A 15,409-nucleotide genomic window follows, 5' to 3' on the forward strand; every position below is an offset into this window, starting at 1 on the left:
TTTGGTTTTGCCGCTTAACTTCGTGTTTACCCGCATCGTTAATCATTGCGTCACTGTCTTTGGTGACTGAGGTCGCTTGCCCGACAGAAGAAGGGCGAGTCGCGAGAGTCGGTTAGCGCCGTCTCTTAATCTAGAACTTGAACGAGAACGGGTAGGAAAAACTTCTTCTACGCAATATCTTAGGGCGATTCGACTGAAATTGCACGGTTAGAGCTTGCGCGGAGGAATCAGTTTTTGTTAACCATAGCTCGTCAGGATCCGAATCAGTTGTTCAAAGGCGTTCTGTGAGTGCCGCAAGTGCGGCCGACCTGACGCCCGGAGCGGCGACTAAAGGGGACTGGCATGCGCGTTTTGCTGATTGAAGATGACAGCGCCGTCGCGCAGTCGATCGAATTGATGCTCAAGTCCGAGAGTTTCAACGTCTACACGACGGACCTCGGTGAAGAAGGCGTCGATCTCGGCAAACTTTACGACTACGACATCATCCTTCTCGACCTCAACCTGCCCGACATGTCCGGCTACGACGTGCTCAAGCAGCTCCGGGTGTCGAAGATCAAAACCCCAATTCTGATCCTCTCGGGCCTCGCCGGCATCGAGGACAAGGTTAAGGGTCTCGGCGTCGGCGCCGACGACTACATGACCAAGCCCTTCCACAAGGACGAACTGGTCGCCCGCATCCACGCGATCGTGCGCCGCTCCAAGGGCCACGCCCAGTCCGTCATCCAGACCGGCGATCTCGTGGTCAATCTCGACACCAAGACGGTCGAGGTCGGCGGCCAGCGCGTGCACTTGACCGGCAAGGAATACCAGATGCTGGAACTGCTCTCGCTCCGCAAGGGCACCACGCTCACCAAGGAAATGTTCCTCAACCACCTCTACGGCGGCATGGACGAGCCGGAGCTGAAGATCATCGACGTCTTCATCTGCAAGCTGCGCAAGAAGCTCGCCAACGCCTCCGAGGGCCGCAACTTCATCGAAACCGTGTGGGGCCGCGGCTACGTGCTGCGCGAGCCGCACGAGGCCGACGAGCGCATCCCCGCCTGATCTTCTCAAGGGTGTCAGCAGCGAACCATCCGGTTCGCTCCTCCCGACTGGACCCCGCCGCAATCGGCGGGGTTTTTGTTTGGGATTGAACCCGGCTCCCGTATGCGCCGACGAACGGAACGTGCAATTCTGCGCTGCGCGATTCCTGCCGAATTTCCGGGCGCCACGACATGATCCTGCAATCCCTCGCCGGCCTGCCGGCGTTCCTGGTCTATTTCTGCACGGCGCTGATTGCCGTGGTCGCCTATCTGTTCGTCTACACCCGCGTCACGCCGCACGACGAATTCCAGCTGATCCGCGACAATGATCCCGCGGCCGCGATCGCGCTCGGCTTGAGCCTGCTCGGCTTTGTACTGCCGGTGGTCAGCGCGATCGCACATTCCGCCAATGTGGTGGACTGCCTGATCTGGAGCATCATCGCGCTGATCGTGCAGATCATCGTCTATTACATCGTGAAGATCCCGGTGCCGAACCTGTCGGCGCGGATCGCCTCCGGCGAGCTGGCGCCGGCGATCTGGCTCGGGCTGTCCTCGCTGGCGGCAGGCGCGCTGAACGCGGCCTGCATGATCTCCTGACCATGGCGGCCAAACCCAATCCGGAATTCGGCAAGCGCCGGCCGGCAAGGCCGCCACGGCCGGGGCCGCCGGTGAAGCGCTCCAACCACGTGGCGCTGCTGGTGATGGGCACGCTCGCGGTCGGTGGCGGCGCCTATGCGCTGATGCCGCGCGAGAACTGCCAGCCTCCGCAGCCAGCGCCACCCGGCATGGCCGCGCCCGCGGTCCCGCAGCCAGGCGCCGACTGCCCGCCGCGCAACTCGTCATCATCGTCCGGCGGCCATGGCGGCGGCGGAAGCTCGTCGCGCAGCAGCTTCTACAGCGGCGACTCCTCGCCGGGCCGTTCGTCGTCATCGACCTCCAGCTCGAACTCGGTGAGCCGCGGCGGCTTCGGCTCGTTCGCCCACGCGTTCGGCTTCGGCGGCGGCTGAGGCACTTTCGTCTGACGCGTTTTCTTCACGCGAACCGGACACCACCTCGCTCGAAAACACTATGGCCCATGCGACGCATTGAATGTCCCGAACGCGACGACTGGCGCGCGACCGCGGAGGCCGCCGGCTTCGATTTTCACACCATCGATGGCGAACGCTACTGGGATGAGCGCGCCTATTACGCATTCACGCTGGACGAGATCGAGCGCGGCATCGAGGAGCCGACCGGCGAGATCGACGCGATATGCCTCGAGTTGGTCGGCCGTACGATCGACGATGAGAGCTATCTGCGCCGCCTGAAGATTCCGGAAGCGTTTTGGGGGCTGATCTCCGAGAGCTGGCACCGCGACGACGCCAGCCTCTACGGCCGGCTCGACCTCAAATATGACGGCAACGGCCCGGCCAAGCTGCTCGAATACAATGCCGACACCCCGACCTCGATCTTCGAGGCCGCGGTGTTTCAATGGACCTGGCTGGAGCAGGCGATCGAGCGCAACATCATCCCGAAGCGCGCCGACCAGTTCAATTCGATCCATGAACGGCTGATCGAGGCCTGGAAGAAGCTCGGCGGCGGGCGTCCGCTGCATCTCGCCGGCATGACCGGAAACGCCGAAGACGCGGGCACGCTCGCCTATCTCGAGGACGCCGCGGCGCAGGCCGGGCTGACCACCACACTGCTCGACATCGAGGCGATCGGGCTGCGCGACGACGGCCAATTCGTCGACCTCGACGACCGTCCGATCGAGCTCGCGTTCAAGCTCTATCCCTGGGAGTGGATGTTCCACGACACGTTCGGCAAGAATCTCGCCACCGCGCCGACACGCTGGATCGAGCCGCCATGGAAGGCGATCCTGTCGAACAAGGGCATCCTGCCGCTGCTGTGGGAGATGTTTCCAAACCACCCCAATCTGCTGCCGGCCTATTTCGAGGACGACCCGCAGGCAGCTCAGCTCGGCAGCTCCTTCGTGCGCAAGCCGATGTATTCGCGCGAGGGCGCCAATGTCGCCCTGATCAGCGCGGGCACGACGCTGGTTGCGCAGGAAGGCCCCTACGGCGCCGAGGGCTACATCCGCCAGGCGCTTGCGCCGCTGCCGGATTTCTCCGGGCAGTATCCGGTGCTCGGCAGCTGGCTGGTCGATCACACGCCGTGCGGGCTTTCGATCCGCGAGGACGAGAACCCGATCACCGGCAACACCTCGCGCTTCCTGCCGCACGCGATTTTGTAGATGAGGATTCTGAAGCAAGCGCCGCTCTATCCCCGTCATCCCCGCGCAACGGCGTCGCCGTTGCGCGGGGATGACGGGGAGGCAGCAATGCGATCTTCCGAATTCAGAAGACCTGCTAGCGCGCGGCGGACGCCACCGCCTTCAGCACATGCGCTGCGCCGGCACGCGCGACTGATGCGGTGTTCGGCTGATAGAGCCCACGCCTCTCTGGATACGGCCTGAAGAGATTGGTGATGCCGACTACCGATTCGGCGGCGCCCAGCGCCAGCACACCGTCAGGCTCGAGCATCCGTGACAGCTTGGCGAAGATCGACGCCTTGGTGTCCTGGTCGAAATAGATCAGCACGTTGCGGCAGAAGATCACGTCGAAGGTGCCGAGATGGGAGACGTCCTGCAGCAGATTGAGCTGGCGGTGCTGCACCATGCCGCGGATGTCGGCATTGAGCTGCCAGAGTTCGCCGTGCTGAGTGAAGTACTTCACCAAGAGATGGATCGGCAGGCCGCGCTGCACCTCGAACTGGCTGAACAGGCCGGCCTTGGCTTTTTCCAGCACCGCCTGCGACAAATCGGTGGCGACGATGTCGATGCGCCAACCGGCGAACAGCGCGCTTGCCTCCTTCAGGCACATCGCGATCGAATAGGGCTCCTGCCCGGTCGACGAGGCCGCGCACCAGATGCGAAGCGAGCGGCGCGCGGCGCGCGCCTGGGCGAGCGCAGGCAGCACCACTTCCTTCAGATTGTCGAACGGGATCTTGTCGCGGAAGAAGAAGGTCTCGTTGGTGGTCATCGCTTCGACCACCTCTGAGGTCAGCGCCTCGGCGCTGCCCTTCATCCTCTGCACAAGCTCGGTGATCCCAGCGAGATTCCACCGGCGCGCCAGCGGCATCAGGCGGCTCTCGACCAGATATTGCTTGTCGGCCGAAAGGTCGAGCCCGGAACGCTCCTTCAAGAGCTTGCGCAGATACTCATAATCCAGCGGCGTCACGAACGGTCTCCCGAAAACACACGAACAAGTTTCGGCGCGATCTGATTGAGCGGCAGCACGGCGGCGCAGATGCCGGCATTGGCCGCCGCGCCCGGCATGCCCCACACCACGCTGGTCGCCTCGTCCTGGGCGATCACGCTGCCGCCGGCCGCGACGATCTCCTTGCCGCCGCGCATGCCGTCGGAGCCCATGCCGGTCAGGATCACCGACATGATGCTGCCCTGCCAGACCTCGATCGCGGAGGTGAACATCGGATCGACCGCGGGCTTGCAGAAATTGACCGGCGGCCCGTCGTCGAGCGCGATCACCGCATTGATGCCCTGGCGGGCGACGCGCATGTGGCGGCCGCCCGGCGCGAGGTAGATCTGGCCCGCCTTGACGACCTCGCCGTCAACGGCCTCATGCGCCGGCCGCTTGCTGGTTCGTGCCAGGTGCTCGGCGAGAATGGTGGTGAAGGTCGGCGGCATATGCTGCGTGATCAGCACCGGGAAGCGGTCGATCACCACTCCGATCTCGGCGACCAGCGTCATCAGCGCCTGCGGGCCGCCGGTCGACGAGCCGATCAGCAGCACCTTCGGCGGCAGCAGGCCGAACGGACGGCGGGCGAATTGCAGCGGCGCAGCCGCAGGCGCAGGTACGGTGCCCGCAGCCGCCGCACGCAGCCTGTCGTGCCCTGGCGCCGGCAACGGGCTCGCCGCAGTATGAGCCGCGCTGCGGCGCGCCTTGGCGCCGAGATGACGGATCTTCAGGATCAGGTCGTGGCGGAAGGTTTCAGCTGCGGTTGCTTCGCGCGTGCTTTCCGGCTTCGGAATGTAGTCGGAGGCGCCGAGCGACAGCGCTTTCAGGCTGATCTCCGCGTTGCGGCGGGTCAGCGTGGACGCCATGATGACGACGAGGTCGCGCTTCTTCGCCAGCAATTGCGGCAGCGCCGAGATGCCGTCGAGATCGGGCATTTCGATGTCGAGCACGGCAACGTCGGGATTGATTCGCTCAAGCTGATTGACGGCGTCGAGGCCGGTGCGCAGCGACGCCACGACTTCCATGTCAGGCTCGGCGCCGATCCAGCGCGAGATCATCCCGCGGATCACGACGGAGTCGTCGACCACCATCACCCGCACCTTCTCGGTACGGGGCGATGGCGGGGTCGCAGCACCTGTCAACGCAACACTCATGAGCTCACCAGCGACGCAACGGCACGCATGACAACGGTAGAGCCGATGGCTTCCGCCGCCGGATTGAACGCAAACTTTAGATCAGTCCGACTTCCTGGAACTTCGCGGTGACGATGTCCTTGTCGAACGGCTTCATGATGTACTCGTTGGCGCCGGCATGCAGCGCGCGCGCAATATGCGCGACGTCGTTCTCGGTGGTGCAGAACACGACCTTGGGTTGATCGCCGCCGGACATGCGACGCAGATTGCCGAGGAACTCATAGCCGTCCATCACGGGCATGTTCCAGTCGAGCAGCACCGCGTCCGGCATTCCGCGTTTGCAAATCTCGAGCGCCTTCTCGCCGTCCTCGGCCTCGACAATCTGGAAATCGAGACCTTCGAGGATGCGGCGGGCGACCTTGCGAATGACGCTTGAGTCATCGACAACAAGACACGTTCTCATCTGCGACCTCTGCTTCCTCATCCCCGCGGGATGTTTCGTTCTTCAGTTCCGTCGGCCCTGGGCACGCGGCCTTTCTCAGGCGGCCTTGGCGTCGGGCATCAATTCGAGCACGCGATCGACATCGAGGACGACCATGAGCTGGCCGTCGAGGCGGTGGACGCCGCCGGCGAGCCTGGCCATGCGGGGATCGAGGTTGACGGGATTGTCCTCGCGGCCCGCCTCGGGCAGCCGCAGGACCTCGCCGATCTGGTCGATCAGCAGCCCGTAGGATTCGCCGCGCAGGTCGACGCCGACCGCCATCATCGCCCTGCCGTCGCCGGCCCGGGGCAGGCCGAGCCGGGCGCGCATGTCGACCACGGTGACGATGCGGCCGCGCAGGTTGAGCACGCCGGCGATCTCGCTGGAGGCCAGCGGCACCCGGGTCAGCCGCTCCGGCATGAACACGTCCTGCACCCGCGAGATCGGCAGCCCGAACAGCTGCCCGCCGATCACGGCGGTGACGTATTCAGCCATGATGCCGTCGCTCGCTTCGCTCTTGCTGGTCATCGCTCCTGTTTCCCTGGGTCCCGTCAGGCCGCTTTCCGGATCTCGGCGGTCTGCTCCTTCAGCGCCGCGATCAGCCCGGGACGGTCGAACTTGGCGACGTAATCGTGGAAGCCGGCCTGCCGGCCGCGCTCGATCGCCGCCGGCGACACCATCGCCGACAGCGCGATGATCGGCAGCCCGGTCAGATTGTGGTCAGAGCGGATCACTTCCGCGAACTCGAAGCCGTTCATCTCGGGCATCTCGATGTCGGTCAGCACGACGTCGAAGGCCTGCCCCGAACGCAGCGCGGCGAGCCCCTCCTGCGCGCCTCCCGCGGTCCGCACCTTGTAGCCGGCGGCCTTCAGGACCGGCGCCAGCATGTTGCGGAAGAACGCGGAGTCGTCGACCAGCAGCACCGACTGCGCGCTGGCCGACGGCCGCATCTCCTTGCGCGAGAACCAGTCGGCAAACGCCATCGGCAGGAAGTGGCCGACGTCGATCACCTCGGTGGCCTGGCCCTTGATCACCGCCGAGCCCAAAATGCCGTCCTGCGCGCCCGCGACCTCGATGTTGAGCCGCTCCTCGACGATGTCGATGATCTCGTCGACCACGAGCCCCATCGAGCGGCCGTCGTCGGCGAACACCAGGATCGGCTGCGCGCCTTGCGTCTGCACCTGGACGCCTTCCATCTGCACCAGCGGCATCAGCTGCTCGCGGTACTGCACCATGTGGCGGCCGTTACTGAGCTCGATCTTGTCGGTGGCGATCTCCTCGAGCCGGGTGACGAGGCCGAGCGGCACCGCCTTGGGCTGGCTGGTGCCGGCGCGGAACACCAAGAGCGAGGTCAGCTGCTCGCCGCTTAAGGCATGCGAAGCGGCACTGTCGTCGGCCACGGCATGGGCCGCCGAGCCGGAGGCACCGAGCGCCTTGGCAATGCCGTTGGGGTCGATGATCATGATCACCGCGCCATCGCCCAGGATGGTGTTGCCGGAGAACATGTCGATGTGGCGCAGCTTGGTCGACATCGGCTTGACCACGATCTCCTCGGTGTGGAACACGCCGTCGACCACGATGCCGAAGGTCTGGCTGCCGACCTGGGTCACCACGATGAAGCCGTGCTCGGCCTCGGTGGTCGCGCCGTCGTCGATGTTGAGCAGCTTCTTCAGATGGATCAGCGGCAACAGCTTGTTGCGCAGCCGCAAGACCGCGGTGTCCTTGATGCGCTCGATGCGGTGCTCGGAGTTGGCGCGGGCCCGCACCAGCTCGACCACCGAGAGCTGCGGGATCGCGAAGCGGTCGCCGCCGGCCTCCACGATCAAGGCGGAGACGATCGCCAGGGTCAGCGGGATCTTGATGGTGACGGAGGCGCCCTCGCCGGCCACGCTCTTGATGTCGATGGTGCCGCCGATCTGGTCGATATTGGTGCGCACCACGTCCATGCCGACGCCGCGGCCGGACACCGAGGTGACCTGGGCGGCGGTGGAGAAGCCCGGCGCGAAGATGAACTTGTGGATCTGCGCTTCCGTCATCTTCTCCAGCTCGGCCTCGGTGACGAGGCCGTTCGAGAGCGCTTTCGCCTTGATCCGCTCGGTGTTGAGGCCGCGCCCATTGTCGGCGATGCAGATGATGATGTGGCCGCCCTCGTGATAGGCACTCAGCCGAATCGTGCCCTGCTCACCCTTGCCGGCCGCGAGCCGCTCGGCCGGGGTCTCCAGACCATGGTCGGCGGAGTTGCGCACCATGTGCGTCAACGGGTCCTTGATCAGGTCGAGCACCTGGCGGTCGAGCTCGGTGTCGGCGCCGTGCATCTCCAGTTCGATCTGCTTGCCGAGTTCGCCGGAGAGGTCGCGGACGATGCGCGGCAGCTTCTGCCAGGCGTTGCCGATCGGCTGCATCCGCGTCTTCATGACGCCCTCCTGCAGCTCGGCGGTGACGTTGGAGAGCCGCTGCAGCGGCACCTTGAACTCGGTGTCCTCGTTGCGGCGCGAGATCTCCAAGAGCTGGTTGCGGGTCAACACCAGCTCGGAGACCATGGTCATCAGGTGCTCGAGGGTGTCGACATTGACCCGGATCGACTGGTGGGCGATCTTGTCGCCGCCCTCGACCTCGGCGTCGGCGGCCGCGGTCCTGCGCGCCGGCTTCTTCGCCGCCTCGGCGGCTGCAACGGCAGGCGCTGTAGCGGCGGGCCTGGCGACGGGCGCCGGCACCTCGGTTGCGGTCTCGCGGAAGGCGCGCTCGAGCTCGTCGAGCGAGACCTCGCCCGGACGCAGCGGCCGCTCCAGCGTCTGCGCCACCAGCGTGCCCGCGGTCACCGCCGGCTGCATCGGCGGCGCCTCGACCACCGGCACCGCCGCCGCATCGGCCATCGCCGCCATGCCGCGCGCGACCATGGCTTCCAGCTGCTCGATCAGGTCGCGGTCGGTGCCGGCGGGCTCGGCCTCGGTGGCCTCGAGCCCGGCCAGGATCTCCTTGATGCGGTCGATCGAGGACAGGATCAGCGTCACCGCCTCGGCGGTCACCGGCATGCCGTCGCGGAACTTGCCCATCAGGGTCTCGCCGGCATGCGCCAGCGCTTCCAGCCGCGGCAGCCCGAGGAAGCCGCAGGTCCCCTTGATCGTGTGCACCAGGCGGAAGATGTTATCCAGGATCTTGGCGTTGTTCGGATCCTGCTCGAACTGCACCAGCTGGTTGTCGACCGTGTCCAGGCTCTCGCTGCTCTCCGTCAGGAACTCGCGCAACAGATCGTCCATGAAAACCAGCCTTTAAAAACGCAGCGGCGCGCGACAACGCCGCGCCTTACGGAACCGGGCCAGCTTCCCTGCAAAGCGTTTAAGTTTGGTTGAGTAATTGCAAAAGAACGGGATCAACAAAGACATAAGGCGGCGCGATCAAATCGCGCGGCCGGTGGTAACCGTTGATTAACAGTGTGGCCGTGGCCGCGTTCAGGACGCGGCGACAATCACCTTGTCGCCGTCGAGCGTGAGCGTCACCTTGAGCCGGCAGGCTTCCGCAAGGAGCCGCGTGTAATGCGGCTGCACGGCATGCGCATCGACCGTGTTCGCCGCCGTTCCGTTGAGGAGGTCGACGATGTTCTGCGGCACGCGGGCATTGAGACCGGCGGACGTGATGCGGAAGCTGATGGCCTCGCCCTCGCCGACCGGATCGACGGTGAGCGTGCCACCGCGCGGAATCGTCTGCTGCGCGATCACGAGCATGTTCAACAGCAGCTTGACCCGGTTCTTGGGTAGCAGCAGCCGCGGCAAGTTCCAGTTCAGCGTGATCTTGCCGTCCTCGATATGCCCCTTCGCCATGTTCTGGGCATCACCGAGGTCGATCTGCGCGCCGGAGGAACCGGCTGCGCCGAACGCCAGCCGGCAGAACTGCAACCGCGCCGAGGCGGTCTTGGCACTCTTGCGGATCAGATCGAGTGCGAAGTCGCGATCCTCGGGCTTGGGATTGTCGTCGAGCACCTCAAGCCCATTGACGATTGCACCAACCGGACTGATGAGATCGTGACAGACCCGCGAGCACAGCAGCGCGGCGAGTTCGAGTGCATCGGGAGCGGGACCGGGAGACGAAGTGCCAGACATAGATTGTTCCTGGAAAGCCGCACGCCGCGGGAGGAGTGCGAATCACGCATGCCTGTTGGCTTGATACACTGCGAAGACGCATGCTGCCAGCGGGCGGCGGGACTGATAAGGGGGAGACGAACAGGATATGAGATCCGCTGATGAATGAGGCACAGCCCCCCGCCATTGGCTGCGAGACCGCCGCCGCACTGCTGGAATCGCTGACCGAGCTGGTGATCCAGGCCGGCGAGGCGATTCTCGCGGTCAATCGTTCCACGATGACGGTTGCCGGCAAGGGTGACGGTTCGCCGGTGACGGAGGCGGATCTTGCCGCCGACCAGATCATCGTCGAGGGTCTGGGGCGGCTGGCGCCGCGGGTATCGCTGCTGTCGGAAGAGCGCGTTCATCTGGCGAGCCCGCCCTACAAGGACAGCTTTTTCCTGATCGATCCGCTCGACGGCACCAAGGAGTTCGTCGCCGGCCGCAACGAGTTCACGGTCAATGTGGCGCTGGTCACGCACGGCGCCCCGCTACTTGGCATCGTCGGCGCACCTGCACTGGGATTGATCTGGCGCGGCATCGTCGGCAAGGGTGCGGAACGGCTGACGCTGCGCGACGGCAAGGTTTCGCACGCGGTGCCGATCAAGACCCGTCACTGTCCGCCCCTCGGCGCGCCATGGACCGTCGCGGTCAGCCGGTCGCATGGCGATGCGCGCACCGAAGCCTTCATCGACGCGCGCGGCGGCGCCGTGCGCGCCGTGCTCGGCTCTGCAGTCAAATTCGGCCGTGTCGCCGAAGGAGAGGTTGATATCTATCCTCGCCTCTCGCCGACGTCGGAATGGGATGTCGCAGCCGGGGCTGCGGTCGTCGTCGCGGCCGGCGGCAAGGTGACCGATTCGCACGGACGACCGCTGCATTTCGGACTGGGCCGCAAGGACTTCCTGGTGCCGGAATTCATCGCCTGGGGCGACCCGGCCGCGGTGGTCTGATTTATTGCGCGAGAGTCGCTTCCAGCTCCGGCCAGCGCGCTTTGGCCTCCTTCAGGAAGCGCGCCGGATCGGCGGCAAAGGCGTCGCGGCTCTTTTCTCGATTGAAGAGATACAGCCTGTTCCCGGCCACCACCCAGAACCGCGGATTGCCCGCGCAGGTTACCCCGCGCACCAGGTCGGTCGGATCATAACCGCCGAACTGCGGGCCGTAGATTTCGGGATGCGCCACGAAGGAGGCGCGGTTGCCTTCGTTACGAAAGCGCCAGACCGCACCACCTTCGGCAGCCTCGAATTCGGGCCGGCCCAGGGACGCGGCGGCGTCGGTGAAATAGGCGACGGGATCGAATCCTTCGATCGCGAGGCCGGAATAGCGGTTCGTCACCACCCGCTCGGTGGTCGAGGCTTGGGCGGACAAGCCGGGCCAAGTGGCCGCCAAAATGCCCGCCAACAGGCCGAAAATCGCCACTCCACGGCACCAACCATATCTTTCCTGCCGTTGTGCCGTCATAGTTGATACCGATAACATCCGAGTCGAGGGGACACTGGGCGCAACCTAGAGCCGTGCCTGTTGGCATAGGGTTAAGGCCGACGCCCGGATTTCGATAGCAGGGGTTCTTAATGACTTTCGCATCACGCCTTGCCGCGGTCGCGTTCGCCGCGCTGATGTGCTGGACCGGACAAGCGTCCGCACAGCAGCCCCCGCCACCGCAATATCCGCCGCCGCAGCGCGAACCGACCCCGTATACTTACGGGCCAGAGGAACTGGTCAACGCAGGGCACAAATTCTTCGGCAATGTTTCTCGCGGACTCGCCTCGATCATCGAGCGCGCGGTCAGCCAATGGGGGCTGCCCAACGGCTATGTGCTCGGCGAGGAAGGCTCAGGCGCCTTCGTGGCGGGGCTGCGCTACGGCGAAGGTACGCTCTACACCAAGAATGCCGGCGACCTCAGGGTGTACTGGCAGGGCCCGTCGGTCGGCTTCGACTGGGGCGGCGACGGCGCGCGCACCATGACGCTGGTCTATAATCTGCCATCCACCAGCGCGATCTATCAGCGCTTCGTCGGCATCGACGGCTCGGCCTACATTATAGGCGGCTTCGGCATGACCGCATTGACCGCCAACAACATCGTGCTGGTGCCGATCCGCTCGGGCATCGGCTTGCGGCTCGGCGCCAATGTCGGCTATCTCAAATACACCCCGCGCGCGACCTGGAACCCGTTCTAGTCGCCGTCTGCACGGGTGGTCCGGCCGACCCAGGCCGCGAATCAGCGATTCACGTTAACGCCGCAATGGGCTGGCCTTTGGCCGGCCCACCATGGCATTGTGATTAACGAATTCTTTGTTGTGGAGTGACCCTTCATGATCGAACCGATCATGTACGGCGCGATCGGTTTCCTGATCTCGATGCTGTGCTGCCTGATGATCGTGCCGCTGGTGCATAATCGCGCGGTCCGGCTGACGACGCGCCGCATGGAAGCCGCCACCCCGCTCTCGATGGCCGAGATCCAAGCCGACAAGGACCAGCTTCGCGCCGAATTCGCGATGTCGGCGCGCCGGCTCGAGATGAGCGTCGACCAGCTCAAGAGCAAGACCACGAGCCAGCTCGCCGAACTCGGCAAGAAGACCGATGCCATCAACCGCATGAAAATCGAGCTTGGCGAGAAGAACGCCGCGATCTTCGCGCTGGAGGCGCGCGAGAAGGCGATGAAGGAGCAGCTTCACGCCAGCGAGCAGGAATTCACCGCCAAGACCGAGCAGTTGCGGACGGCCGAGCAGGCGCTGACCGACAAGCAGACCGAGCTTGGCAAGATCAAAGCCGCGCTCAGCGACCGCTCCATGACGGCGGACAGCCGTCAGGTCGAGTTGGTCACGGCGCGGACCCAGGTCGAGGAGCTGAGGGACCGCATCAGCGACTCCGAGAAGGAGTTCGCAGCAACCCAGGCCCGCCTCGCCCAGGAGCGCAGCCAGTCGGAGATCGCCACGCGCGACCTGGCGGAAGCGCGCGGCCGGGTCGAGAATCTGAGCCAGCGCGTCACCGAGCTTGACCGGCAGCTCGCCGTCCAGGTCAAGGAAGCCGAAACGCTCGGCAACCGCATCAACGACCTCGAGACGCGGCTCGCCACCCAGGGCAAGCTGCTCGCCGAGCGCGAATACGAGAACGGCCAGCTCAAGCAGGCCAACGCCGCCGCCGAGCGCACCGTGCAGGAGCTGCGCGAGGAGATTGCCGCGACGAGCGGCGGCAAGTCGTCGCTCCTCGAGAGGCTGCGCCAGGAGAAGGCCGCGGCCGAGGAGCAGCTGGGCATCGCGCGCGATGAGCGCGCCAGGCTGCAGCGCGACATCAACGCGATCCAGCACCAGGCCGAAAATTCCTGGGCAACCGAGCGCATGGAGAACGCGCTGCTGCGCGAGCGCATCAACGATATCGCCGCCGAAGTGGCGAAGCTTGCCATCCAGCTCGAGGGGCCGAATTCGGCGATCGAGGCCATGCTGGCGGCCGAACCGGCCGTGCCGGCCAAGACGGCCGCCAAACCCGCCAATGGGACCGCAAACGGGGCTGCCCCCGGCAGCGGCCTGCCCGAGGGCGGCGGTACGCTGGCCGAGCGCATCCGGGCGCTGCAGTCGCACGCCTCCCGTGCCCGCCAACAAGGGGCCTGATCTCGAAGGTCTTGGCTTGACACCCCTACCCGGCACTTCGTAAATCGCAGCCTCTGACGAAGCGCGTTTCGACCGGCCGCCGAACAGCGGCCTTTCGCACGTCACATCCCGGACGCATAGCTCAGCGGGAGAGCGTTCCCTTCACACGGGAGAGGTCCAAGGTTCGATCCCTTGTGCGTCCACCATCCTCCCTACCGATAACCGAGGTGGGCGGAGACACGCCCACATCGCCGATCTGACCGCCGGGCCTGCCGGCCTTCGGCCACTGCCGCACAGGCTGCGGAGACGGCGCCGGCGTACGCCGGTTGAGTTCGCCAAGCAGGTCGCGGACGGCCCCGTCGAATTCATCGGGCTGGCGACGCGGCGCGCTACGTGATGCCCGGCGGCGGCCCGAGAAAGCGTTGGCCGCGACGAGGAGCCCTTCGAGATTGATGAGGTCTTCTCGTCTCGCGCCGGCAACCGGCGGCGCGTGCTGCTGCGGTTGGACGGCCGGAACGTCACCGCGCGCCGCCCGGCGGCGACGGCGAGACTTCATCTCGCGCAGGCCATATCCCGAACCGAAGCCGATGCCCATGGCGATAAGAATGATCAGAAGTCCAAGCATTGTGTTGTCTCACAACCACCCTGCCGCAGCGCAGTAAACGCGACAATGAGGCAGGGGCTTGACGATTACGGTTCCCTTTCATGGAGAACGCTCGGTGCCGGCGGCACTCTGCGATCCACGGAATCCTACGGGCTTTTATTTGATGTCCTCCTCCGCTACCTTCCGCGGAACTCGCGGGGGCGTGGGCAAATCGATGCGCAAGGGCAACGACTACATCTTGAAACTGCGCCCCTGGTCACTGTCCACGTTCGTCGTCGCCCTGCTGGCCGTGGCATTTGCCGCTGCGATGCAGGAGGTCTTCGCGACCTTCGGCCTGCAACTCTACTTCGCGACCTTCGTGCCGGCGATCCTGATCGCGGGCCTCCTGGGCGGCGCGCCCGCCGGGGCCTTTGCCACCATCATCACCGTTCCAATCGTGTGGTGGGTGTTCATCCCCCCCTGCTTCGAGTTCGCGTGGCCCACGGCCGCCGAATACGACAGCATCTCGACCTTCCTGCTGTCGAGCGCGCTTCTGGTCTGCTTCTCGCAGCTCTATCGTGAAGCGCTCGTTATCTTGCGGAAGTGAAATTCGATCGCGCCATGCGCGCTGCCGGCTTGCGCCGCCTGATAGCGGAGGAAGTGATCGGCACAGCCTCGCCGCGGCTGGCCGCCCGTTAAGCGAACGGGTGCTGTCGCCGCCCTCAGATCCCGAACATCCAGACGGCGATGATGGTGGCGAGCGTCGCCACGCCGCTGATGGTCCAGCCGGCGGCGTAGAACGCATTGTCGGGGGCGGTGTCGAGCATCGCGTCGGTCGTTTCCGTCACTGATCGCCAGCGCATAGCGCCTCTCCTCGGGACTCCTGCCCATCCGCATAACGCGGAGCCAAGTTCCCGGTTCCCGCCGACGGACGCGGGTCGCGCCGTTCACGCACGACTCACGGACAACTGATCCATGTCGCGGAACCTGCGACAATCCGTCAAATCCGGCGGCGAAGCGACCAAGCAACAGTGAGAAACAATCGCGCCCGGCGCGCACAGGAAAGGCCGCCCGCGGGCGGCCTTTCCCAGTCTCGGCCAGTGACGTCGCGATCAGTCCAGCCGTCACTGCCGGTGAATTCAGGTGCGGAAGGGGGAGCGAAAGAGAAGCGAAGCCGGTGATATGCATCGCCATATGATCGTACTGAAAATTGACCACCAGCCCCTGTAATTGCTCCACCTGCCGCGCCTCACTT

General features: G+C 65.2%; 16 protein-coding genes and 1 tRNA gene. 9 read left to right on the forward strand and 8 right to left on the reverse strand.

The genetic code is table 11. The annotated features are described in order from the left end of the window. The first annotated feature begins 342 nt into the window (after nt 1-342). From MTX23_RS29505 to MTX23_RS29520, 4 genes are all read left to right on the forward strand, one after another. Entirely contained in the window at nt 343-1,044 is a 702-nt protein-coding gene (locus MTX23_RS29505; RefSeq protein ID WP_016848562.1) for a response regulator transcription factor CtrA, read from the forward strand. A 170-nt stretch (nt 1,045-1,214) separates the two neighbouring features. Next, a complete protein-coding gene (locus tag MTX23_RS29510; RefSeq protein WP_280973641.1) occupies nt 1,215-1,619 on the forward strand; it encodes a DUF350 domain-containing protein in 405 nt (134 codons plus the stop codon). A gap of 2 nt (nt 1,620-1,621) precedes the next feature. Continuing rightward, the gene (locus MTX23_RS29515; RefSeq protein WP_280973642.1) at nt 1,622-2,029 is read left to right on the forward strand and encodes a hypothetical protein; all 408 of its coding nucleotides are present in this window, start codon (nt 1,622-1,624) and stop codon (nt 2,027-2,029) included. 68 nt (nt 2,030-2,097) lie between these two features. After that, complete coding sequence (locus MTX23_RS29520; RefSeq protein ID WP_280973643.1) at nt 2,098-3,255, forward strand: glutathionylspermidine synthase family protein; 1,158 nt, start codon at nt 2,098-2,100, stop codon at nt 3,253-3,255. A gap of 115 nt (nt 3,256-3,370) precedes the next feature. Here the strand turns inward: MTX23_RS29520 and MTX23_RS29525 are convergent, their stop codons facing one another. From MTX23_RS29525 to MTX23_RS29550, 6 genes are all read right to left on the reverse strand, one after another. After that, nucleotides 3,371-4,240 (reverse strand): protein-glutamate O-methyltransferase CheR, encoded by an 870-nt coding sequence (locus MTX23_RS29525; protein WP_280973644.1) that lies wholly within the window; start codon nt 4,238-4,240, stop codon nt 3,371-3,373. Further along, the gene (locus tag MTX23_RS29530) at nt 4,237-5,412 is read right to left on the reverse strand and encodes a chemotaxis response regulator protein-glutamate methylesterase (protein ID WP_280973645.1); all 1,176 of its coding nucleotides are present in this window, start codon (nt 5,410-5,412) and stop codon (nt 4,237-4,239) included. Before MTX23_RS29530 ends, MTX23_RS29525 begins: the two co-directional genes overlap by 4 nt. A 76-nt stretch (nt 5,413-5,488) precedes the next feature. After that, entirely contained in the window at nt 5,489-5,854 is a 366-nt protein-coding gene (locus MTX23_RS29535; protein ID WP_280973646.1) for a response regulator, read from the reverse strand. A 75-nt stretch (nt 5,855-5,929) separates the two neighbouring features. Beyond that, nucleotides 5,930-6,400 (reverse strand): chemotaxis protein CheW, encoded by a 471-nt coding sequence (locus tag MTX23_RS29540; protein ID WP_280973647.1) that lies wholly within the window; start codon nt 6,398-6,400, stop codon nt 5,930-5,932. A gap of 23 nt (nt 6,401-6,423) precedes the next feature. Continuing rightward, nucleotides 6,424-9,129 carry a hybrid sensor histidine kinase/response regulator gene (locus MTX23_RS29545; protein ID WP_280973648.1) on the reverse strand — a complete coding sequence of 902 codons (2,706 nt, stop codon included), beginning with the start codon at nt 9,127-9,129 and terminating at the stop codon, nt 6,424-6,426. Nucleotides 9,130-9,321: 192 nt separating this feature from the next. Further along, complete coding sequence (locus MTX23_RS29550; protein ID WP_280973649.1) at nt 9,322-9,969, reverse strand: histidine phosphotransferase family protein; 648 nt, start codon at nt 9,967-9,969, stop codon at nt 9,322-9,324. Nucleotides 9,970-10,109: 140 nt separating this feature from the next. On the opposite strand from MTX23_RS29550, the gene cysQ reads away from it, so the two are divergent. Continuing rightward, nucleotides 10,110-10,937: a 3'(2'),5'-bisphosphate nucleotidase CysQ gene (gene cysQ, locus MTX23_RS29555; RefSeq protein ID WP_280973650.1), complete on the forward strand. Its 828-nt coding sequence runs from the start codon at nt 10,110-10,112 to the stop codon at nt 10,935-10,937. A 1-nt stretch (nt 10,938) separates the two neighbouring features. On the opposite strand, the gene MTX23_RS29560 is transcribed toward cysQ, so the two are convergent. Beyond that, complete coding sequence (locus MTX23_RS29560; protein WP_280973651.1) at nt 10,939-11,463, reverse strand: YHS domain-containing (seleno)protein; 525 nt, start codon at nt 11,461-11,463, stop codon at nt 10,939-10,941. Between the two features lie 92 nt (nt 11,464-11,555). Here MTX23_RS29560 and MTX23_RS29565 point away from each other — a divergent pair, with 92 nt between their 5' ends. The 4 genes from MTX23_RS29565 (at nt 11,556) to MTX23_RS29580 (ending at nt 14,761) form a co-directional block, all read left to right on the forward strand. Next, entirely contained in the window at nt 11,556-12,161 is a 606-nt protein-coding gene (locus MTX23_RS29565; protein ID WP_280973652.1) for a DUF1134 domain-containing protein, read from the forward strand. A gap of 135 nt (nt 12,162-12,296) precedes the next feature. Next, nucleotides 12,297-13,592: a hypothetical protein gene (locus MTX23_RS29570; RefSeq protein ID WP_280973653.1), complete on the forward strand. Its 1,296-nt coding sequence runs from the start codon at nt 12,297-12,299 to the stop codon at nt 13,590-13,592. 110 nt (nt 13,593-13,702) lie between these two features. Continuing rightward, a tRNA-Val gene (locus tag MTX23_RS29575) sits at nt 13,703-13,777 on the forward strand. A 612-nt stretch (nt 13,778-14,389) separates the two neighbouring features. Further along, the gene (locus tag MTX23_RS29580; protein WP_280973654.1) at nt 14,390-14,761 is read left to right on the forward strand and encodes a DUF4118 domain-containing protein; all 372 of its coding nucleotides are present in this window, start codon (nt 14,390-14,392) and stop codon (nt 14,759-14,761) included. A gap of 115 nt (nt 14,762-14,876) precedes the next feature. Here MTX23_RS29580 and MTX23_RS29585 read toward each other — a convergent pair whose 3' ends face one another. After that, nucleotides 14,877-15,017, reverse strand: coding sequence for a hypothetical protein (locus MTX23_RS29585; RefSeq protein WP_280973655.1), 141 nt, complete (start codon nt 15,015-15,017; stop codon nt 14,877-14,879). Between the last annotated feature and the right edge of the window lie 392 nt (nt 15,018-15,409).

The sequence above is a fragment of the Bradyrhizobium sp. ISRA436 genome, assembly GCF_029910015.1.
Classification (GTDB): domain Bacteria; phylum Pseudomonadota; class Alphaproteobacteria; order Rhizobiales; family Xanthobacteraceae; genus Bradyrhizobium.